This is a genomic window from Caballeronia hypogeia (assembly GCF_001544875.2).
GTDB lineage: Bacteria > Pseudomonadota > Gammaproteobacteria > Burkholderiales > Burkholderiaceae > Caballeronia > Caballeronia hypogeia.
In genome coordinates, this window is sequence record NZ_FCOA02000026.1 from 33,614 (window position 1) to 53,381 (window position 19,768).

General features: G+C 64.9%; 18 protein-coding genes. 10 read left to right on the forward strand and 8 right to left on the reverse strand.

What is annotated here, in order from left to right:
* Positions 1–9 precede the first annotated feature (9 nt).
* Entirely contained in the window at positions 10–456 is a 447-nt protein-coding gene (locus tag AWB79_RS28665; RefSeq protein WP_061170840.1) for a type II 3-dehydroquinate dehydratase, read from the forward strand.
* Here the strand turns inward: AWB79_RS28665 and AWB79_RS28670 are convergent.
* Genes AWB79_RS28670 through AWB79_RS28680 form a run of 3 tightly spaced genes read right to left on the reverse strand, consistent with a single transcriptional unit; the run spans position 453 to position 4,164 of the window.
* Complete coding sequence (locus AWB79_RS28670; RefSeq protein WP_061170841.1) at positions 453–2,060, reverse strand: acyl-CoA synthetase; 1,608 nt, start codon at positions 2,058–2,060, stop codon at positions 453–455. The two genes, AWB79_RS28665 and AWB79_RS28670, sit on opposite strands and share 4 nt — an antisense overlap.
* A 44-nt stretch (positions 2,061–2,104) precedes the next feature.
* Positions 2,105–3,661, reverse strand: a complete 1,557-nt coding sequence (locus AWB79_RS28675) for an MFS transporter (protein ID WP_061170842.1) — start codon at positions 3,659–3,661, stop codon at positions 2,105–2,107.
* Entirely contained in the window at positions 3,658–4,164 is a 507-nt protein-coding gene (locus AWB79_RS28680) for a MerR family transcriptional regulator (protein WP_061170902.1), read from the reverse strand. The genes AWB79_RS28675 and AWB79_RS28680 overlap by 4 nt, the downstream gene beginning before the upstream one ends.
* A gap of 173 nt (positions 4,165–4,337) precedes the next feature.
* Between AWB79_RS28680 and pssA the strand changes: the two genes are divergently transcribed.
* A complete protein-coding gene (gene pssA / locus AWB79_RS28685; protein ID WP_014253085.1) occupies positions 4,338–4,946 on the forward strand; it encodes a CDP-diacylglycerol--serine O-phosphatidyltransferase in 609 nt (202 codons plus the stop codon).
* A gap of 1 nt (position 4,947) precedes the next feature.
* Here pssA and AWB79_RS28690 read toward each other — a convergent pair whose 3' ends face one another.
* Positions 4,948–6,171: an MFS transporter gene (locus AWB79_RS28690; protein ID WP_061170843.1), complete on the reverse strand. Its 1,224-nt coding sequence runs from the start codon at positions 6,169–6,171 to the stop codon at positions 4,948–4,950.
* A 159-nt stretch (positions 6,172–6,330) separates the two neighbouring features.
* Here AWB79_RS28690 and AWB79_RS28695 point away from each other — a divergent pair, with 159 nt between their 5' ends.
* The 4 genes from AWB79_RS28695 to AWB79_RS28710 all read left to right on the forward strand — a co-directional run bounded on the left by AWB79_RS28695 (position 6,331) and on the right by AWB79_RS28710 (position 10,369).
* On the forward strand, positions 6,331–7,260 hold the full coding sequence (locus tag AWB79_RS28695; protein WP_082862493.1) for a LysR family transcriptional regulator: 930 nt from the start codon (positions 6,331–6,333) through the stop codon (positions 7,258–7,260).
* A gap of 119 nt (positions 7,261–7,379) precedes the next feature.
* Complete coding sequence (locus AWB79_RS28700; RefSeq protein ID WP_082862494.1) at positions 7,380–7,736, forward strand: response regulator transcription factor; 357 nt, start codon at positions 7,380–7,382, stop codon at positions 7,734–7,736.
* Between the two features lie 127 nt (positions 7,737–7,863).
* Entirely contained in the window at positions 7,864–9,693 is a 1,830-nt protein-coding gene (locus AWB79_RS28705) for a PAS domain-containing sensor histidine kinase (protein ID WP_061170846.1), read from the forward strand.
* On the forward strand, positions 9,683–10,369 hold the full coding sequence (locus tag AWB79_RS28710) for a response regulator transcription factor (protein ID WP_061170847.1): 687 nt from the start codon (positions 9,683–9,685) through the stop codon (positions 10,367–10,369). Before AWB79_RS28705 ends, AWB79_RS28710 begins: the two co-directional genes overlap by 11 nt.
* Before the next feature lies 1 nt (position 10,370).
* Here the strand turns inward: AWB79_RS28710 and AWB79_RS39760 are convergent, their stop codons facing one another.
* The 3 genes from AWB79_RS39760 to AWB79_RS28720 form a co-directional block, all read right to left on the reverse strand.
* Positions 10,371–10,562: a hypothetical protein gene (locus AWB79_RS39760; RefSeq protein ID WP_157695875.1), complete on the reverse strand. Its 192-nt coding sequence runs from the start codon at positions 10,560–10,562 to the stop codon at positions 10,371–10,373.
* Between the two features lie 109 nt (positions 10,563–10,671).
* Entirely contained in the window at positions 10,672–11,451 is a 780-nt protein-coding gene (locus tag AWB79_RS28715) for a tetratricopeptide repeat protein (RefSeq protein WP_061170848.1), read from the reverse strand.
* Positions 11,452–11,474: 23 nt separating this feature from the next.
* The gene (locus AWB79_RS28720) at positions 11,475–13,520 is read right to left on the reverse strand and encodes a bifunctional 2',3'-cyclic-nucleotide 2'-phosphodiesterase/3'-nucleotidase (RefSeq protein WP_061170849.1); all 2,046 of its coding nucleotides are present in this window, start codon (positions 13,518–13,520) and stop codon (positions 11,475–11,477) included.
* 348 nt (positions 13,521–13,868) lie between these two features.
* Here AWB79_RS28720 and AWB79_RS28725 point away from each other — a divergent pair, with 348 nt between their 5' ends.
* Genes AWB79_RS28725 through AWB79_RS28740 form a run of 4 tightly spaced genes read left to right on the forward strand, consistent with a single transcriptional unit; the run spans position 13,869 to position 18,151 of the window.
* Positions 13,869–14,771: a DUF3034 family protein gene (locus AWB79_RS28725; protein ID WP_061170850.1), complete on the forward strand. Its 903-nt coding sequence runs from the start codon at positions 13,869–13,871 to the stop codon at positions 14,769–14,771.
* Positions 14,772–14,773: 2 nt separating this feature from the next.
* Positions 14,774–15,193, forward strand: coding sequence for a group I truncated hemoglobin (locus AWB79_RS28730; protein ID WP_061170851.1), 420 nt, complete (start codon positions 14,774–14,776; stop codon positions 15,191–15,193).
* Positions 15,190–15,795: a methylamine utilization protein gene (locus AWB79_RS28735; RefSeq protein WP_061170852.1), complete on the forward strand. Its 606-nt coding sequence runs from the start codon at positions 15,190–15,192 to the stop codon at positions 15,793–15,795. The genes AWB79_RS28730 and AWB79_RS28735 overlap by 4 nt, the downstream gene beginning before the upstream one ends.
* Positions 15,796–15,808: 13 nt before the next feature.
* Positions 15,809–18,151: a putative bifunctional diguanylate cyclase/phosphodiesterase gene (locus AWB79_RS28740; RefSeq protein WP_061170853.1), complete on the forward strand. Its 2,343-nt coding sequence runs from the start codon at positions 15,809–15,811 to the stop codon at positions 18,149–18,151.
* A 4-nt stretch (positions 18,152–18,155) separates the two neighbouring features.
* Here the strand turns inward: AWB79_RS28740 and AWB79_RS28745 are convergent, their stop codons facing one another.
* Positions 18,156–19,727: a sensor domain-containing diguanylate cyclase gene (locus AWB79_RS28745; RefSeq protein ID WP_063963564.1), complete on the reverse strand. Its 1,572-nt coding sequence runs from the start codon at positions 19,725–19,727 to the stop codon at positions 18,156–18,158.
* Between the last annotated feature and the right edge of the window lie 41 nt (positions 19,728–19,768).

Here is a 19,768-nt window from a genome sequence, read left to right on the forward strand (position 1 = left end):
ACGCTGCACATGAAACCACTCGTCTATATTTTGAACGGCTCCAATCTCAACATGCTGGGCAAGCGCGAGCCGCATCTTTACGGCACCACGACGCTCGCAGAAGTGCAGGCGCGCTCCGAAACGCTCGCCGATGAACTCGGCCTGCAGAGCGACTTCCGCCAGACCAATCACGAAGGCGTGATGGTCGACTGGCTGCAGGAAGCGTTCGAGAAGGAAGCGGCCGTGATCATCAATCCGGCGGGCTTCTCGTTCGCGTCGATTCCGGTGCTCGATGCGATCAAGCTCATAAAAAAGCCGGTGATCGAAGTGCATATCACGAACATCCATCAGCGTGACGAGCAGTATCGGCATTCGCTCGTTTCGCTGGCGGCGCGCGGCGTGATATGCGGGCTCGGCGTGCAGGGCTACACGCTCGCGATGCGCGCGGTCGCGGAGATGTTGCGCGAGCCGGCCTAGCCCTTGTCCGGCGTGAAGTGCGCGCGTAGCGACTTGCGGATGACCTTGCCTGTCGCGGTCATCGGCAGTTCGGCGACGAAGTGCACTTCACGCGGATACTCGTGCGCCGCGAGCCGCGTGCGCACGTGTTCCTGCAATTCGCGCACGAGCGCATCGCCGGGCTGGAAGCCGTCGTTGAGCACGACCACCGCACAGACGATCTCGGTGCGCTTCGCATCCGGCACGCCGATGACCGCCGCGAAGCGCACCGCCGGATGCCTGATCAGACAGTCTTCGATCGGACCCGGCCCGATGCGATAACCCGCGCTCGTGATGACATCGTCGTCGCGGCCGATGAAGCGGAAGAAGCCCTCGTCGTCGAGCGTGCCGAGATCGCCCGTCAGGAGAAAGTCGTCGCGAAACTTCTGCGCGGTCGCGGCTTCGTCGCGCCAGTAGCCGAGGAACATCACGGGATCGGGTCTCCTGATCGCGATATGTCCTTGCGTGCCGTGCGGCAATGGCGAGCCGCTGTCATCGACGACCGCGACGTCGTGCCCCGGCACCACGCGGCCGATGAACCCGTTGCGCGGCTCGAACCATTTCTCGCACGACGACAGCACCATGTTGCATTCGGTCTGCCCGTAGAACTCGTTGATGGTGACGCCGAGCATCGCGCGGCCCCACGCCAGCAACTCCGCGCCGAGCGATTCGCCGCCGCTCGCCACCGAGCGCAGCGCGAGTCCCTCGCGTTGCGCGCCGGGCGTGGCGCGCATCATCTTGAGCGCGGTCGGCGGCAGGAACGTGTGACTTACCTGGTTGCGCACGAGCAGGTCGTACGCGGCGGCGCCGTCGAACTTGTCGAAGCGGCGCGCGAGCACCGGCACGCCGTGATGCCACGACGGCATGAGCACGTCGAACAGGCCGCCGATCCAGGCCCAGTCGGCGGGCGTCCAGAACAACGTGGCGTCGCGCGGAAAGCATTGCTGCGACATCTCCACGCCCGGCAGATGCCCGAGCAGAATCCGATGCCCGTGCAGCGCGCCCTTCGGCTTGCCCGTCGTGCCCGACGTGTAGATGATGACGGCGGGATCATCGGCGGCGGTGTCGACGAGGGTTTCATCGTCGGATGCGGCTTCGATGGCGGGCCAGAAATCGGTTTCGGTGGAAAAGAGATGCTGCAGTTCGGGCAGCGCGTCGCGGATCCGCGCGATTTTGGCTGCACCCTCGGCGTCCGTGATGACGGCCTTCGCACCCGAATGCGCGAGGCGGAACTCGATGGCGTCCATGCCGAACAGCGCGAACAGCGGCACCGCGATACAGCCCATGCGATAAGCGGCGAGATGCGCGATGGCCGCCTCCACCGATTGCCGCACGAAGATCGCGACGCGGTCGCCGCGCTCGACGCCGCGCGCTTTCATCGCGTTGGCGAAGCGGTTCGAGAGACGCCTGAGGTCGTCGAAGCTATAGCGCGTTTGCGACGCATCCGCCGCCTCGACCATCAGCGCGAGCCGGCCCGAGCCGTCCGCCCATTTGTCGCACACGTCCTGCGCGATGTTGTAGCGCGCGGGAATGCGCCATTCGAATCGGGCTGCTACGGCTTCGTACGAATCACCTGACGGGAGCATGGAATGAGCGCGAGAGAGTAGGTCGTGCGCTCATGATAAACGCGTCAGTCGATTCTCTTCTGCCAGATCGCGATCACGCTCGCACACAGCGCGACGCCGATGATGAAATAGAAGCCATCCAGCGAACCGAGGAAATTCGCCTGCTGCGTGACGAGCCGGCTGATCTCCACGAGCGCAAGGCTTTTCGCCTGTGCAAGCCCGTGTCCCATGCGCTCGAATCCGCCAATCAGCGTTTCATACGCGCTCTGAAAGTTCGGGTTGTACGGATTGACGGTTTCGGCGAGCCGCGTCTGATGCAGCGCGACGCGATGCTGTTCGAGAATGATGATGGTCGCCGTGGAGAAGGAATACGTCAGTTGCTTCACGATGTTCTTGAAGCGATAGCTATGACTGTACTCGTCGATGTCGAACACGCGGAACGTGAGATTCGCCACCGGCAGCGCGATGAAGAGCAGCAGCAGGCCGCGCAGCACCATCGGCGCAACGAGCCAGGGCATGCTGACACTGGGCGGCAGGTTGATCATCCATGTGCCGATGAACGCAGCCAGCAGAAAGCCGGTCGCGATCAGCCACTTCTTGTGCTTGATGCGCGACGCGTAACGGAAATAGACGGCGGCCATCACGAGCGAGACCATCGACGTGAATCCGACGAGCCGCCCCGCGTTTTCGACCGGATAATTCAGGCCGCCTTCCAGCAGACGCGAGACGAGAAAGCTCATTGCGTTGTTGATGTAATAGAACGCGATGTACAACGCGATGCCGACCTGAAACGTCTTCTCGCGCAACGCATGCAGACGCAGCAGCGGCTTCGGATGATGCCACTGATGCCACGCGAACCAGCCGAGCGAAAGCAGCCCTGCGGCGGTCAGCACGATGAGTTCGGGCGAGGTGCTGAAAAGCTGGAAACGCACTTGCTGCATGACGATCTGCAACGCGCCTTGCGCGAACGCGAAGATGAGGTACGGCCAGAAGTGCGTATCGCTGCGTTCTTCCGGATGCACGCGCCCGGTCGACGGCACCGCCACGAACGCGAGAACGCCGAGCGCCATGCCCGCGAACGCGGTGGACGAGAACAGCGCGCGCCATCCCACCCACGCGACGAGATAGCCGCCGCACAAGGGCGCGAGCGCGGTGCCGAGCAGGATCATGTTCAGAAAGCGGCGCGTGGCGACCGGGCGTTCCTGCGGCGTGAAACGCGTCTGAATGAGAATGCGCGCCGCGCTCATCATCGGGCCGATGAAATAGCCCTGAAAGCCGCGTGCGAGCGCCAGTTCGACGGACGATTCGGCGAGCGTCGCCGCCACCGCGCCCGCCGCGAACAGAAACAGGCAGCCGGCGATATAGCGGCGGTTGCCGAGCCGCTCGATCCACCACTGTTGCTGAAGAATGCCGAGCACGGACGCCACCGCGTATGCGCTCGACGCCCAGACGAGTTCATCGGGAGACGCGTTGACGCCGCCCGCGATATAGCTCGTGAAAAACGCGAAGACGGAGTTGTCGAAATAGTCCAGGCCGGTGGCGAGCGCAATGGCCCACGGAAACAGATCGCCCAGCAGTCGATCCGCGAGCGGCTTCGAGGATCTGACCGGAGGGACGTTCATTCAGCGTCGTCCTCGGCGGGTTTCGACTTGCGCGGCTTGCGCGCGGACAGACGTTCCTGCAACAGGCTTTCCTTGCTTTCGCCGGCGATTCTGCGCCGCAGATAGTCGAGGTCTTTCGCCAGTTCGCCGCGCACCGCCTGCGCTTCCTTCAATTCGCGTCGCACGGCGCCGATGCGCGCATCGACGGCTTCGATCTGTTGCGACAGCGCCTGTTCGATTTCGCGCAGTGACACGGCGGAATAGCCGGTGCGGCCTTCGCCGAGCGTTTCGAGCGGCCGCTTGAGCATCTCGACGATGCCTTCCAGCGAGAACCCGAGCGAGCGCAGCCGCAGAACGCGCGCGAACGATTCGAGGTCCTGCTCGCTGTAGAGCCGGTAACGGCCCTCGCTGCGCGTGGGCGTGACGAGCCCGCGTTCTTCGTAGTACTTGAGCGTGCGCGGGGTGACTTGCAGGCGCTCCGCGGCGTCGCGGACGGTGAGCAGCGCGGGCTTGGTCGGAGACATGGCGGGACGGCGCAAGAAGAACGAACGCCGCAGAGTATAACGCAAACCTGTACGTTCGCGTTCAGGTTCGCGGGCATGCGGCGTGCTTTCGAAAGAGGGCGCGATGATAGACTTGAACGATTGCGCGGCGCCCGGGTCGGACGCCCGAGCGAACATCACGAAAACAGACACGAATGAAACGATTCTCGATGATCCGCGATTTCCACCTGGCCGACTGGTTCACGCTGGGCAACGCGGTATGCGGCACAGGCGCGCTGTTCTCGTCGATGTCCTATCTCGACGATTCCGACGTCCTGCATATCTATCTCGCCTGCGCGCTGGTGTTCGCCGCGCTAGTCTTCGACGTGCTCGACGGCCGCATCGCGCGGTGGCGGCAGAAGGCATCCCTGTTGGGCAAGGAGCTGGATTCGCTCGCCGACGTGATCTCGTTCGGCGTCGCGCCGGCGATCATCGGCTATGGATTCGGCATGCGCGGGCTTTATGACCGCGTGATCCTCGCGTATTTCGTCGCGTGCGGCGTGTCGCGGCTCGCGCGCTACAACGTCACCACGGAAGAGATGTCGGGCGCGAGCGGCAAGGTCACGCATTTCGAGGGCACGCCGATCCCCACCTCGTTTCTCATCGTGCTGCTGCTGACCATCGGTGCGTGGTCGGGCGCGATCGGCGAAAGCATGTGGCTCGGCACATGGCGCATCGGCGGCTTCACGCTGCATCCGCTCGTGCTGATCTACGCGATCTCCGGCTCGCTGATGATCAGCCGCATCCGCATTCCCAAGCCTTGAATCAGCCCTGCGAATAGGTCGCGGCGGAATGATGCCGCCCGACCAGAAGGAAATGCGCCAGCGCGAGCAGCGGAAATACCGTTGCGACGGTCGCGACCAGCGTCCAGCCGCCGTGCTCGTAAAGCGGACTCGCGAATGCCGAGCCGAGCGCGCCGCCCACGAAAATGCTCGTCATATAAACCGCATTCAGCCGGTTGCGGCTCGCCGCGTGCAACGCATAGATTTCGCGCTGGCCGAGCACCATGTTCATCTGCACGGCGAAGTCGAGCGCGATGCCCGTCACGACGAGCGCGCCGACGCCCCACGCCGGATGAATCACCACCGGCAAATACGCGATCGCCGCGAGAATCAGCGCGATGAAGGTCGCGCGCACCGTGTGGCCGGCGTCGGCCAGGCGTCCGGCGATCGGCGCGGACGTCGCGCCCGTCGCGCCGATCAGCGCGAAGATGCCGATGGCCGTCTGCGTGAGACCGTAATGCCGCGTCAGCTCGACGGGAATTGCGGTCCAGAACAGGCTGAACGAAGCGAACATCAGCGCCTGGTACAGCGAGCGATGCCGCAGCACCGGCATGGCGCGCACCAGATGGCCGAGCGAGCCGATCAACTGGAAGTACGTCGCCTGATGACTCGGCTGACGGCGCGGGATCGTGAGCGCGAGCACGGTCGTGATGACGACCATCAGCACGGCGGCTGCGCCGAACATCGCGCGCCAGCCGAAATGGCCCGCGACGAGGCTCGAAATCGGCCGCGATAAAAGGATGCCGAGCAACAGGCCGCTCATGATCGTGCCGACCACCTTGCCGCGCGATTCGTCCGGCGCGAGATGCGCCGCGAGCGGAACCAGAATCTGCACCGCCACCGAAGAAAACCCGATCAGCAGCGAGATCACGAGAAACCAGCCGGGCGTGTGCGTGAGCGTCGCGGCCGTCAGACTCGCGATGGAAACGAGCGCGGTCGCGATCATCAGCTTGCGGTTTTCGAGCAGATCGCCGAGCGGCATGATGAAGAACAGCCCCAGCGCATAACCGATCTGCGTGAGCGACACGATGAGACTCGCCATGCCGTTCGCCATGTGCAGGTCGGGCGCGATGAGTTCGGTGATGGGCTGCGCGTAGTACAGATTCGCGACGATCGCGCCGCAGCAGAACGCAAAGAGCGCGATCAGGCCGCGCGTGAGTTCGATGTGTTTCGTGCCGTCGAGCGCGCTCGATGTGGGGGTCGACATGAGGGTTCCTTGTATGGCAGAGGGCGACTATACGGTGTCGCCGCGTAACGTGCTTTCCTGGGTTCGGGATTGAGCATCGATGCGTAGCTTATTCGTTGCGTGTATTCTTTGGAATACACTTGAAAAGCAAGCTTGTGTTGCGCTGCACGCAATGAAATCATGGACAAATTACAGGCGTTGAAAACGCTGATCGAAGTCGCGGACGCGGGCGGCTTCGCGAAGGCCGCGCAGCGTCTCGGCGTGGCGACCTCTTCCGTCACCCGTCTGATGGATGCGCTCGAAGCCTCGCTCGGCGCGGCGCTGCTCACGCGCACGCCGCGCAAGGTGAGCCTGACCGATGCGGGCATCGCCTACGTGGAACAGATCGGCAAGCTGCTCGACGAGCTCGCTGAAGCCGACGAAAGCGTGTTCGACAGCGGCGCGTCGCCGGTCGGCGCGCTGCGCGTCGCGGTGCCGTCGGCGTACGGGCGGCTGCGGCTCGCGCCGTTGTTCGCGGCGTTTCTGGCTGACCATCCGCGCGTGTTCATGGATGTCGTCGTCGCGGATGGTTACGCGGATCTCGCGGCGGAGCGCATCGATCTGGCGGTGCGCATCGGTTCGCCGGACCGCGACGGCAATCTCGTCGTGCGCAAGCTCGCGGACAATCCGCGCTTCCTGGTCGCGAGCGGCGCGTATCTGGCGCGCAGCGGCGCGCCGCAAAAGCCCGAGGAGCTTGCCGCGCACGAATGCCTGCGCTTCGCGTATGGCGGCAGTCATCGCACGCGGCAAGCGTGGACGTTTCGCGCGCACGAACGGGAAGCGCGCGTGGAAGTGCATGGGCATCTGCTTTCCAACAATATCGACATGCTGCTGGAAGGCGCGCTCGCGGGGCGTGGCATCGCGCTGTTGCCCGCGTGGCTCGTCGAGGCGGACCTGCGCGCCGGGCGTCTCGCGCGGCTGCTGGACGACCACGAAGCGACCCCGCACGACGCCGGCGCCGTCATCTACGCCGCGTATCTGCCGAACCGGCGGCATTCGAGCAAGGTGCGCGCGCTGCTGCGGTTTCTGGAAGCGAGCGAGAGCCTGCACGAGACCTATACGTACATATGATTTCCCGGCCGTGGCCGGCTGCGTAAGATGGCTTCATTCAAGCGGTGGACCCGTCCCGTGCCCGCCGACATTCACGCCCGGTACAGGACAACGCCTTGCCAGTTCCATCGAGAGTTTCCGTGATCGACGATGACGAATCCGTCCGCGTCGCTTCTTCCAGCCTGCTGCGTTCGCTCGGCTGGGAGGTCAGTCTGTATTCGTCGGCGGAATCGTTTCTCGAAGCCGATTCGCTCGACGGCCTCGCATGCGTCATCACCGATCTCAACATGCCCGGCATATCGGGCCTGCAATTGCAGCAGCGGCTGCGCGAGCTTCGCTTCGACGTGCCCGTCATGTTCATCACCGCATTCGCCTCCGATGCGGCGCGCCGTCAGGCGCTCGACGGCGGCGCGGTGTGCTTTCTCAGCAAGCCCGTCGACGGAAACGCCGTCGCGGAGTGTCTGGAGCGCATCAGGCAGGGCTTTTTGAAGGATTAGAATCTGCGTGGTCCGGCAGGCGCGGCCCCGTGCGGCGCGCGTACCGCGATCGTCCTCAACGAACGTTTTATCGAACGCCCATGACACCCCCGTTTGCTTCGTTCGTCGTTCGTCTCCGCGCGCCGTAATGGAGACATTCCAGAGCGCGCCGCGCGCATTGCGTGCCGATACCCGCATCGTATCCATCCTCGCGGCGCTCATCGCGCTCGTGGTTTTCCTCATCGACGCGCTCACGCCGCTCGATATCGCCATCGCCGTGCTGTATGTGATCGTCGTGCTGCTGGTCGCATCGACGGGAAACCGCACCGCGACCATTGCCACGGCGTGGGGCTGCGTGCTGCTCACGATCATCGGCTTTCTGCTTTCGCACGACGAAACCGTGTCGAGCGGAGCGTTCGCGCGCTGCGCGGTGAGCCTGCTCGCGATCGTCACGACAGGGATGCTTTCGCTGCGCAACCAGGCCGCGACAACCAAGATGCAGGAGCAGCTCGAACTGCTCAATCTCGCGCACGACGCGATCGTCGCGCACGACATGAACGAGCGCATCACGTTCTGGAATCGCGGCGCCGAGGCGCTCTACGGCTACTCGGCGCAACAGGCGATCGGCCAGCCGATCCAGCGCATGACGCAAGCGAAATCTCCCGTGCCGCACGCGCAGATCCGCACCGAGCTCCTGTGTTCGGGCCGCTGGGACGGCGCGATCACGCGCATGAGGCATGACGGCAGCGAGATCGTCATCGCGAGCCGGGCGGCGCTGCTGCGCGACGCGAAAGGCATGCCGCGCGCCGTGCTCGCGACGAGCAACGACATCACGCAGCGCAAGCGCATGGAAGCCGAACTGCGGCGCACCGAAGCGTTTCTGCTCGACGCGCAGCGCCTGTCGCGCACCGGCAGCATCGCGGCGCGCCTTCCCGCGGGCGCGATGTGGTGGTCCGACGAGGCGTATCGCATCTTCGATTACTCGCGCGACGTCGCGCCTTCCCTCGACGCGATTCTCGCGCGCACGCATCCGGACGACGTCGCCATCGTGTGCGGCGCGCATGAAGCGGCGCTTTCCGGCGCGCGCGATATCGACGTCGAGCACCGTCTGCTGCTGCCCGATGGCAGCGTGAAACACGTGCACTATGTCGCGCATCGCGCGGCGACGGAACGCGAGGGCGACGAATACGTCGGCGCGCTGATGGACGTCACCGAGACCAAGCTCGCGCAGGAAGCGCTCGCGCGCTCGACCGCCGAACTCGCGCACGTCACGCGCGTGACGATGCTGGGCGAACTGGCCGCTTCGATCGCGCACGAAGTCACGCAGCCGATGGCCGCGATCGTCACGAGCGGCGGCGCCGGCCTGCGCTGGCTCAATCGCGAGAAGCCGGAGATCGCGGAGGCGCAGCAGTCGATCACGCAGATGATCCGCGACGCCAAGCGCGCGAGCGAGGTCATCGCCCGCATCCGTGCGATGGCGCGAAAGCGCGACAGCCAGCCCGCGACGCTCGATGTGAACGAGATCGTCGGCGAGACCGTGGAACTGGTGCGCCGCGAGCTGGAACGGCATCGCGTGGACGTGCGTACCGCGCTCGCGCCGTCGCCGCTCACCGTGCAATGCGATCGCGTGCAGTTGCAGCAGGTGCTCATCAATCTGATCATGAACGCCGCGCAGGCCATGGCCGCCGTGGACGGTCCGCGCGTGCTGCGCATCGCGACGGGCGCGAGTCATAGCGATGAAGGCTATGCGCAGATCACCGTGCAGGATTCCGGCACGGGCATCGGCGAGGAGACCGCGCGCCGGCTCTTCGAAGCCTTCTTCACGACGAAGGCCGAAGGCATGGGCATGGGTTTGTCGATTTGCCGCTCGATCATCGAGGCGCACGGCGGCAGGATCTGGGCGGAAGCGCCCGAGGAGGGCGGCGCGCGGCTGTGCTTCGTGCTGCCCGAAAACGCGGGGGGAGACGATGAGCACTGACAGGGACGCGGACAAGAACACGAAGGCGAACGGCGCGATGGTCTATGTGGTCGACGACGACGAATCGATGCGCGACGCGCTCGACATGCTGTTGCGCTCCGTCGGCCTGAATGTGACGACGTTCGCCTCCGCGCACGAGTTTCTCGCGTATGACATGCCCGAAGTGCCCAGTTGCCTGATCCTCGATGTGCGCCTGAAAGGGCAAAGCGGCCTTGCCGTGCAGGAGCAGATGGCCGCGAGCGAGCTCGGTTTGCCGATCGTGTTCATGACGGCGCACGGCGATATCGCGATGACCGTAAAAGCGATGAAAGCCGGCGCGAAGGATTTTCTCGCCAAGCCGTTCCGCGACCAGGACATGCTCGACGCCGTAGCGCAGGCGCTGGAAGCCGATGAACAACGGCGCGCGGCGAGCCGTTCGGTGGCCGACTTGCGGCGTTCGTACGATTCGCTTACGCCGCGCGAGCGCGAGGTGATGGCGTTCGTCGTCTCGGGCCTGATGAACAAGCAGATCGCCGCGGAAATGAGTCTGAGCGAGATCACGGTGAAGATTCATCGCGGTCAGGCGATGAAGAAGATGGCGGCGCGCTCGCTCGCCGATCTCGTGCTGAAGGCCGAGGCGCTCGGCGTGAAGATGCCGTCGGGCGCATCGACGCCGTCGCGCGCCCAGCGGCCCTGATTCAGCGCCGCGCCGTTTCGATGGTGGTCGCGGCCGCTTCGTTCAGCGCAACGCGTTCGAGCGGCAACTCGGTAACGAACTCCGCGTGATCCAGCGCGCGCCAGTCGTGCGGCGCGTTGATCACGTAGAACGCGCCCAGGATGAGCAACGCGGCGCAACCCGATAAAAGACTGCGTGTCGATGTATCGCTCATGCTGCGCTCCCTGTGCCGGCCATGACGTCAGCTTAGAGAAGCGCAGACGCGCCGGCCATTCTACGAACGGCTCGGCGCGCCTATACGAACGGGTGATGCTTCGGGGACTTCAGTTCTGCGCCTGATGCTTGTAGTCGTGCATTGTCTCCTTCACATAGCTCCAGTACTCGGCTTCATCCTTGTGCAAGCCGAGCTCGCCGTTGCGATAAGCCATGGCGAGCTCGAGATTCGCCTCCGGATTTTCCGAGGCCGCCGCGCGCTTGAGCCACTCCAGCGCCTGGGCATCGTCGCCGCGTTCGCGATACACGTTGGCGAGCTGGAACTGCGCCTGCGCCACGCCCCACGACGCCGCGAGCGAAAGCCAGTGCGTGCCGGCGGCCGGATCGCGCGGCACGCCATAGCCGTTGCGATAGATCGACGCCAGCGAATATGCCGCCTGTGCGCCGGCGGGCGCGTCATGCCCGTCGGGATTCGCCGCGACCGTGGGCGATGTCGCGGGCAGCGAGCGCGCCGCGCGTTCGAGCCACTTGCGGCTCTGCGCATAGTCCGGCGTCTCGCCCGTCGCGCCTTTCAGCAGCACGCGGCCGAGCGCGAGCTGCGCGGGCACTTCGCCGGCCTCGGCGGCGCGTTCGAGCCAGTCGATCCCTTCTTGCACGCGCGATGGGTCCTTCTGCACGACCAGCACCGAGCCGAGCGCGTACGCCGCCGCCTCGCTGCCGGACCACGCGGCGAAGCGCAGCTTGGCGGTGGACAGCCAGTCGCGCGTCGAAAGCGCGCGCATGCGCCATTCGTCGACCTGCCGCTCGGGCGTGCGCGACAATGCGATCGCGCTGCAGGCCACCGACGCCGCGATCGCGAAAGTGCCGAATCGATAGATCCGGCCGTGCATTCCATGAAGTCCGTTTAGTACGTTCATTGCGCGAGATTGATCGAGTACACCGCGAGGCCCTTGCCCGTGCCGTCGTCGGTTTGTGTTTGCGTGATGTTCGTGATGCCCTGTGTCTGCGCGAGTGCGGCAAGATTCGGCGCGGACTTGAACGTGACCGGTCCCTGCGTGCTCACCTTCGTGAAGCGCCAGCTTCGATCCACCCCGTTCTCCGCCGATGTCACCGCCTTGACGCGCTTGATGTAAGTGATCAGTACGTCACGGTTCGCATCGGGCGATGCGTAGATGGTCTTGCTGCCGTCGAGTCCCGGAAAATTGCCGCCGCCGCTCGCGCGATAATTGTTCGTCGCGACGATGAACGGCTGGTCGCTAGCAATCGCCGTGCCCTTGTAGCTCAGGTTCCTGATGCGATTGCCGACGGTCTGCGTAACGTCTATTTCATAGCTGAAGTCCTTCGACGTGATCATGTCGAAGTTATAACCCGGATACGAGCTCACGAGTTCCTGCGGGGCGGTTTTTGTCGGATCGATGCGATTGAATCGCTGAGCCGCGGTCTCCAGCCACGCTTTCAGATCCGCGCCTGTGACCTTTACTGCATAGACCGTGTTCGGGTACAGATAAAGGTCGGCCGCGTTGTTGATCGCCACATTTCCGGCGGATACGTCCGTGAAATCGCTGCCGCCGCCGAAGCCGCTCTTGAACGGCGCGCTGACGGATATCACCGGAATGCCGGCGTATTGCGGCAGATTCGCGGCGATGTAGTCGGACACGTACTGCGCCTGCGCCTGATTGACGATCTCGATGGCCGACACGTCGCCGACATCGGCGAAGTAGGTCGTCATGCGGAAATCGGTCGAGCCGATCGGCGTCTTCACGTAGTTGATGGTCGCGAGATGCTCGGCGGCGATGGCGGCGGAAACGGACGGGTCGGCGGCGACGTAAGTCTTGTCGGCGTTCTGTATGGGACGCGCTTCGACCCTGGTCGCGCTCTTGTCGATGCTCCACGCGCCGTTCGAGTACGTGAGCGAGAGCGCCACCACGCCCAGATGCTTGCCCCAGAAATTCGCCATCACGGTGGGCACGCCGTTGACGGTGCCTTTCACCTTGTCCACGCCAGGCAGATTGAATTGCGCGACCGTGCTGTTCGCGTCCGGGAAGACCTGATGCGAGTGGCCGATCATCAGCACGTCGATGCCCGGCACGGTCGAGAGATAGTAGCTGCCGTTTTCCATCGAAGGCGAATAGGGCGATGCGTCGAGCCCGCCGTGCGACAGCGCGACCACGATCTGCGCACCTTCCGCGCGCATCTGCGGCACGTATTTCTGCGCGCTTTCGCGCAATCCTTCGGTGTAGACGTTGCCGTCGAGATTACGTTTGTCCCACGACATGATCGCGGGCGGCGTGAAGCCGATCACGCCCACTTTCACCGGCACGGTGACAGGCTTGCCGTCGGGTCCGGTCGCTTTCAGGTTGCGCGTGACGATGGTGTACGGCTTGAAGATCGGCTGCGCGGTTTTCGCGCCGAGCACGTTCGAGAGCACCAGCGGAAACGACGGTCCCGCGCAAGTTTGCTGACTCGCGACCGGCGGGAGATTCGGCACGTCGAGCTTCGAGCCCGTGACCTGGGCGAGGAACGGCAGGCCGTAGTTGAATTCGTGATTGCCGATGGTGCCCGCGTCGTACTGGAGCGCGTTCATCACCTTGTAGACGGCGAGCGTCGTCTTGCAGTCGATCGGCGCGACAAGGGCCTGATAGTCCGACAACGCCGTGCCCTGGATCGTGTCGCCGTCGTCCATGAGCATCGTGTTCGGAAACTCGGCGCGCGCGGCGGCGATCAGCGTCGCGGTGCGCTCCAGTCCGATCGACTTGTCCTCGGCGAGCTTGAAATAGTCGTACGAGAGCACGTTGGTGTGGATGTCGGTGGTTTCGAGCATCGCGAGCGTGGCTTTGGTGCCGTCGGCGACTGCGGGCGTCGCGGGCGTGCCGTTGTCGTCGTCGCCGCTGCCGCAGGCGGCAAGCATCGCCGTTGAAGTCAGAGCCAGGGCCAGAAGCGCGCGTCGTTCTCTCGTCATTCTCTTTGCTCCCTCAATTGCGTATCGGTTCGTCGGATGGAACCGGTTTTGGTTGTGGACGCAAGGAGGCTACGAAAGCTTTGTGACAGCAAACTGTTTGCATGGCGAGATTCCCGATGAGCGTAACGCAGGCGTGCGGTCGCTTTTGAGTCGATTTGCAAACGTTTGGCTTCGATTTTCTTACGAACGGCCGTCAAGTCAGCTGGAATGACGCCGTTTACCCGTGGATGACAAGACGCGGCCTATCCGGCGCGCGTTGCTCCCAGACGCCAGGTTCGCCGCGTGAACGACGCGGCATTCCCGCGGCGGCACGCGGGATCACTCTCAACCCGTCCGAATGCCTCTCGCATGCGTTTGATTCAATCCAGATTGCGCTTTGCCGCCCTCACGGCGGCGGCGCTCGTTTCGTTCTCGTCCGCCGCGCGCGCGGACGATCCGCCCGTCGTGCCACTCACGGGCGGCAAGCTGCTGCTCACGGGCGGCGTGTCGGAAGTGGAAGGCGCGGCCGGCGGCGGCCTGACGCCGTGGGCCGTGATCGGCGGCTATGGCACGGCGAACCAGCTCGGCGCGAACGCGCACGGCACCTATATCCGCACGCAGGACTACGCGCTCGGCACGTGGGGCCTGACCGTGGGCATCGCCGATCGCGTGGAGCTATCGCTTGCGCGTCAGAGCTTCGACACGCGCGATGTCGGCGCGACGCTCGGGCTCGGAGAGAACTTCAAGTTCAACCAGAACATCTTCGGCGTGAAGGTGCGCGTGCTCGGCGACGCGGTGCTCGATCAGGACACGTGGCTGCCGCAGATCGCGGCGGGCCTGCAATTCAAGCACAACGAGCAGGGCGATATCGTGAAGGCGGTCGGCGCGGCGAGCAACTCCGGCACCGACTTCTATCTTTCCGCGACCAAGTTGCTGCTGGCGCAAAGCCTCTTGCTCAACGGCACGCTGCGCTTCACGAAGGCGAACCAGTTCGGCCTGCTCGGCTTCGGCGGCGACAGATCGAATGCGTATCACGCGGAGTTCGAATCGTCGGTGGCGTATCTGCTTTCGAAGAACGTCGCGATTGGCGGCGAATATCGCATGAAGCCGAACAACCTTTCGTTCGCGCGCGAACAGGACGCTTACGACGCGTTCGTCGCGTGGGCGCCCAACAAGCACGTCTCGCTGACGGCCGCGTATGTCGCGCTCGGCGATATCGCGACCGCGAAGAATCAGCGCGGCCTCTACGTTTCCTTGCAGGCAGGGTTCTGACGATGAAGCTACGCCACGCCGCTCTGGTGGTTCTCACGCTCGCCTGCGCCAACGCCCACGCCGACGACGCGCTCTACAGACAGTTCGGCGAAAAGCCAGGCCTGACGAAGATCGTCGACGACACGTACGACAACGTGCTCTCCGACCCGCGCACCGCGCCGTACTTCGACAACGCGCCGGTCAAGCGCATCAAGCAGAAGCTCGTCGAGCAATTGTGCGTGCTGCTCGAAGGGCCGTGCGTCTACACGGGCCGCAACATGAAGCGCACGCACGAAGGCCAGAACATCGATCGCGCCGCGTTCAACGCGCTGGTCGAGGACTTGCAGGCGGCAATGGACAAGAACGGCGTGCCGTTTCACGCGCAGAACAGGCTGCTCGCGAAACTCGCGCCGATGTACCGCGACATACAGGATCGCGAATGAAGATGCTCAAATACTTTCTCGCCGCATGCGCGTTAGGCGCGACGCTCGTCCATGCCGCCAGCGTGCGCGTGCAAGTGGTCGATCAGGCCGGCGCGCCGGTGCCCGACGCCATCGTGTATGCGCTGCCGGTCAACGGCAAGATTGCCGCAGCGAAGCCGGCGGGCGCGGTCATCGACCAGATCAAGCGCCGTTTCGTGCCGATGGTCTCGGTCGTGCAGACGGGCGCCTCGGTGACCTTCCCGAACAAGGACAACATCGAGCACGATGTCTATTCGTTCTCGCCGCCCAAGCGCTTCGAGCTGAATCTTTATCACGGCATTCCGGCTAATCCGGTCGTGTTCGACAAGCCCGGCCTCGTCGTGATGGGCTGCAATATTCATGACGCGATGGTCGCTTATCTGTTGATCGTGGATACGCCGTGGTTCGCGAAAACCGATGCGCACGGCGCGGCGACCATCGGGAACGTGCCCGCCGACTCGTACAAGGTGATCGTCTGGCATTTTCGTCAAAGCGACCCGAACGCGCAGCCGGAGCAGAAAGTCAGCGCGCTTGCGGCGGACGGCGTGGCGAAGTTCTCCGTGCAGCTGAAAGCAGCCGAATAAGGAAGCCGCCCCCATGTTCCTTCACAGCCTGCGCGCGCGGATCGCGCTCGTCTTCGTGATGCTGATGCTCGTTGCGCAGGCGGCGGCGTTCGTGGTCATCAACTCGGTGATCGTCAAGAACGCGCATCGCAACGCCGAGGAGCAGTTATCCGTGGCCGAGCGCGTGTTCGCGCAGGTTCTGCATGGCAACAGCGAGCAATTGACGCAGGCCGCGAGCGTGGTCGCCGCGGACTTCGGCTTTCGCGAGGCGGTCGCGACGCACGACGGCAAGACCGTCGGGTCCGCGCTGCGGAATCACGGCGACCGCGTTCACGCGGATGTGGTGATGCTCGTCGATCTCGACGGCAAGCTGATCGCCGACAGCGCCGATGTCGGTCACGAAGGCATGGCGTTTCCGTTTCCGAAGCTCATCCGGACAGTCGCGACGAAGGGCGATGCCTCGTCGTTCGGCATGATCGGCGGGCGCGCGTATCAGCTGGTCGCGGTGCCGGTGAAAGCGCCGATCACGATCGCGTGGGTCGTGATGGGCTTCGCCATCGACGACGCGCTCGCGCGCGAGATGAGTTCGCTGACATCGCTCGATGTGTCTTTTCTCACGGTGAACGACAACGGCGAGTGGGGCGTACTCGCGAGTTCGCTGCCGCAGGACGCCCGCGCGGCGCTGAAGGATCAGGCGCAACTCGCGGAAGACGGCTACGCGACGCGCATCCTGCGCCTGCATTCCGAAGGACAGGCCGTCGCGGTGCTGCTCGAACGTTCGATGAACGAGGCGCTCGCGCCGTTTCATCGCCTGCAGTCCACGCTCCTGCTGATCACGCTGCTGGGGGTGATCGTGTCGGTCGTCGGCAGCATGCTGACGGCGCGTTCCGTCACGCGGCCCATTGCGGCGCTGGCGCAGTTCTCGAAACGCATCGGGCGCGGCGACTATGCCGAACCGATCGAGATTCGCCAGAACGATGAAATCGGCGAGCTCGCGCGCGCGTTCAACCAGATGCAGGAAGGCATCGCGGAGCGCGAGCGGCGCATCACCGAACTCGCGTATATGGACCGGCTGACCGGCCTGCCGAATCGCGCGCTCTTCAACGACCGCCTGCAGCAGGCGATCGCCGCCGCGATGCGCGGCAATCATCCGCTCGCCGTGATGATGATGGACCTCGACCGCTTCAAGTACGTGAACGACACGCTCGGGCATCCGATCGGCGACATGCTGCTCTGCGAAGTGGCCAAGCGCCTGCGCGCGGCGCTGCTGCGCGAGACGGATACCGTCGCGCGTCTGGGCGGCGACGAATTCGCCGTGCTGCTGCCCACCGACGACCTGCCCGCCGCGCGCCTGCTCGCCCAGCGCATGCTGCGCGCGCTGGAGGAGCCGATCACGATCGAAGGACAGCTCGTCGATGTGGGCGCGAGCATCGGCATCGTCACGTTTCCGCACAACGGCACGGACATGAACGTGCTGCTGCGTCGCGCCGATATCGCGATGTATGTGGCGAAGCGCTCCAATCTCGGCTACGCGCTCTACGACGAACGTCACGACCAGAACAGCGCCGAGCGTCTCTCGCTGATGAGCGAGCTGCGGCAGGCCGTGGAGCACGATCAGTTGACGCTCCACTATCAGCCGAAGGTCGATCTCGCGACGCATCGCGTGAAATATGTGGAAGCGCTGGTGCGCTGGGAGCATCCAACGCGCGGCTTCGTCGCGCCCGATCAGTTCATTCCGTTTGCGGAGCAGACCGGCTACATCAAGACCATTTCGCGCTGGGTCGCCGATAAAGCCATCGGCCAGTGCGCGGCGTGGCGCGCGCAGGGCATCGAACTGGCGGTGTCGGTGAACGTGTCGGCGCGCGAGCTGATCCAGTCGTCGCTGCCGGAGACCTTCGACGCGCTGTTGCACAAACACGGCGTCGCGCCGGAATGGATCTGGATCGAGATCACCGAGAGCGCGATCATGGACGACCCGAATCACGCCATCGAAACGCTCGACCGACTGCATGCGCTCGGCATTCGCCTGTCCATCGACGATTTCGGCACGGGCTATTCGTCGCTTTCGTATCTGAAGCGCATGCCGGTGGATGAGCTGAAGATCGACAAGTCCTTCGTGATGGGCATGTCGCAGCACAAGGACGACGAAACCATCGTGCGTTCGACCATCGACCTCGGGCACAACATGGGGCTGAAGGTGGTGGCCGAAGGTGTCGAGAGTCAGGAGATGCTGGAGCGTCTCAGGGCGCTGCGCTGCGATCTGGCGCAGGGCTTTCACCTGAGCCGGCCGCTGCCGCCCGCGAAGCTCGAAGCATGGCTCGCGGAGTGGACGGTCGGGAACCAGCAGGCGCTCGCGGTGGCGCGGGAACAAACGTAGGCGTCTACCAAGCGCGCCCGCGCTGCGCGCCGTCAGCGAGCGCGGCATCGTCTGCGATCGATGGCAGGTCGCGTTCCGAGAAGCGATAGCCGCCGCGGCCCTCCGTCTTCGCTTCGTAGAGCGCGGCGTCGGCGCGCTTGAGCGCGCTTTCGAACAGCTCGCCCGGCAAGGCGCGCGCGATGCCCACGCTCACGCCCACGCGCACCGTCTCGCCGCTGGCGAGCGCGTAGGGCGCCGACAGCTCCGCGATGACCTTGCGCGCGAGCGTCGCGCTGGACGTATCCGCGATATACGTCGCGACGATCGCGAATTCGTCGCCGCCCAGACGCGCGGCCAGCTCGCCGCGCCGCATCACGTTGCGCAGGCGGTCGGCGGCGAGCTTGAGCAGCTCGTCGCCCGCGTTGTGGCCGTGGGTGTCGTTGACGCGCTTGAAGCCGTCGAGATCGACGTACATCACCATCACTTTCTCGCGGCCCGCGCCGCCCGCCATCAGACGCTCGGCGTGATCGCCGAGATAGCGGCGGTTCGGCAGGCCGGTGAGCGAATCATGGTGCGCCCAGTGCAGGATCTTCGCCTCCGCGCGGCGGCGCTCCGTCACGTCCTCGATGATGATCACCGCGCTGCCGTCCGGCACCGGATTGCGGCTCAGTTCGAGATGCCGGCCGTCGCGCAGGGGCAGATCGAGCGGCCGCTGGCCGTCGTTGAGCCATTGCGCGCAGCGCTCGGAGAATTGCGCGCGCAGCGTCTCGCCGAACTTCGCGAGCCCGACATAGCCGATGAATTCCGGCAGCGAGACGTTCAGACGCAGCATTTCGACCGTCGCGCCGAACAGTTCCGCCGCCCGCCGGTTCGCGATGACCACCTTGCCCGCCGCATCGATGGTGCACAGGCCGTGCGGCATGTGCGCGAGCGCCGCGTCGAAGCGCGCGGCGATTTCGGCGTGACGCTGCTCGGCGGTCATCAGCGCGACGAGGTTGCGATAGTGACGCTGCACGACCGAACACATCGCGCCGATATAGAGAAACAGCGGCGGCACCAGAATCCAGAAGCCGGACGGCGCGAACAGCGCGCCCGCGCCGATCGGCACCGCGCCCAGACAAACCTGCGCGATCGCGAGATGCGGAATGCCCGCGTTGCGCGACGCGATGCCGCCGAGCAGGCCCGCGGTCACCATGATCGCGAGCGAGGCCAGCACGGCGTCGCCGGAAATGATGCAGGCCATCGTGCCCAGTCCTGTCACGAGGCAGGCGGCGAGCGCGAACGGCGCGTAGCGCGCGGCCCACGGACCGGGATGCGGCGCGCTCGGCCGGCAGAGCGCACGATAGCGGCATACGATCGAGACGCGCGCGGCGAGCAGCAGCGCATCGGCCGCGACCCAGAGGATCGCCCAGAGCGCCTGCTGGCGCCCGAGCGCGATCACCGCGACGAAGGCGCCGGAGATGCCGGAAAACAGCAGCGGGCGAATGTCCTCCACGAGCGTCGAAAGCAGCGACGCGCGAATGGCGGCCGTGACCGGCCGGCCTTCCGTTGCGGGCGTGGCCAGTATCGATTCGATCAAGGACGGATTGCCTGACATGCCTGCGTGCGGACGAATAAGGATGGCGGCGGTGTTGTCAC

Coding starts and splice junctions, on each gene's coding strand:
- AWB79_RS28665 (WP_061170840.1), top strand. CDS start 10: ATGAAACCACTCGTCTATATTTTGAACGGCTCCAATCTCAACATGCTG.
- AWB79_RS28670 (WP_061170841.1), bottom strand. CDS start 2,060: ATGCTCCCGTCAGGTGATTCGTACGAAGCCGTAGCAGCCCGATTCGAA.
- AWB79_RS28675 (WP_061170842.1), bottom strand. CDS start 3,661: ATGAACGTCCCTCCGGTCAGATCCTCGAAGCCGCTCGCGGATCGACTG.
- AWB79_RS28680 (WP_061170902.1), bottom strand. CDS start 4,164: ATGTCTCCGACCAAGCCCGCGCTGCTCACCGTCCGCGACGCCGCGGAG.
- pssA (WP_014253085.1), top strand. CDS start 4,338: ATGAAACGATTCTCGATGATCCGCGATTTCCACCTGGCCGACTGGTTC.
- AWB79_RS28690 (WP_061170843.1), bottom strand. CDS start 6,171: ATGTCGACCCCCACATCGAGCGCGCTCGACGGCACGAAACACATCGAA.
- AWB79_RS28695 (WP_082862493.1), top strand. CDS start 6,331: ATGGACAAATTACAGGCGTTGAAAACGCTGATCGAAGTCGCGGACGCG.
- AWB79_RS28705 (WP_061170846.1), top strand. CDS start 7,864: ATGGAGACATTCCAGAGCGCGCCGCGCGCATTGCGTGCCGATACCCGC.
- AWB79_RS28710 (WP_061170847.1), top strand. CDS start 9,683: ATGAGCACTGACAGGGACGCGGACAAGAACACGAAGGCGAACGGCGCG.
- AWB79_RS39760 (WP_157695875.1), bottom strand. CDS start 10,562: ATGAGCGATACATCGACACGCAGTCTTTTATCGGGTTGCGCCGCGTTG.
- AWB79_RS28715 (WP_061170848.1), bottom strand. CDS start 11,451: ATGCACGGCCGGATCTATCGATTCGGCACTTTCGCGATCGCGGCGTCG.
- AWB79_RS28720 (WP_061170849.1), bottom strand. CDS start 13,520: ATGACGAGAGAACGACGCGCGCTTCTGGCCCTGGCTCTGACTTCAACG.
- AWB79_RS28725 (WP_061170850.1), top strand. CDS start 13,869: ATGCGTTTGATTCAATCCAGATTGCGCTTTGCCGCCCTCACGGCGGCG.
- AWB79_RS28730 (WP_061170851.1), top strand. CDS start 14,774: ATGAAGCTACGCCACGCCGCTCTGGTGGTTCTCACGCTCGCCTGCGCC.
- AWB79_RS28735 (WP_061170852.1), top strand. CDS start 15,190: ATGAAGATGCTCAAATACTTTCTCGCCGCATGCGCGTTAGGCGCGACG.
- AWB79_RS28740 (WP_061170853.1), top strand. CDS start 15,809: ATGTTCCTTCACAGCCTGCGCGCGCGGATCGCGCTCGTCTTCGTGATG.
- AWB79_RS28745 (WP_063963564.1), bottom strand. CDS start 19,727: ATGTCAGGCAATCCGTCCTTGATCGAATCGATACTGGCCACGCCCGCA.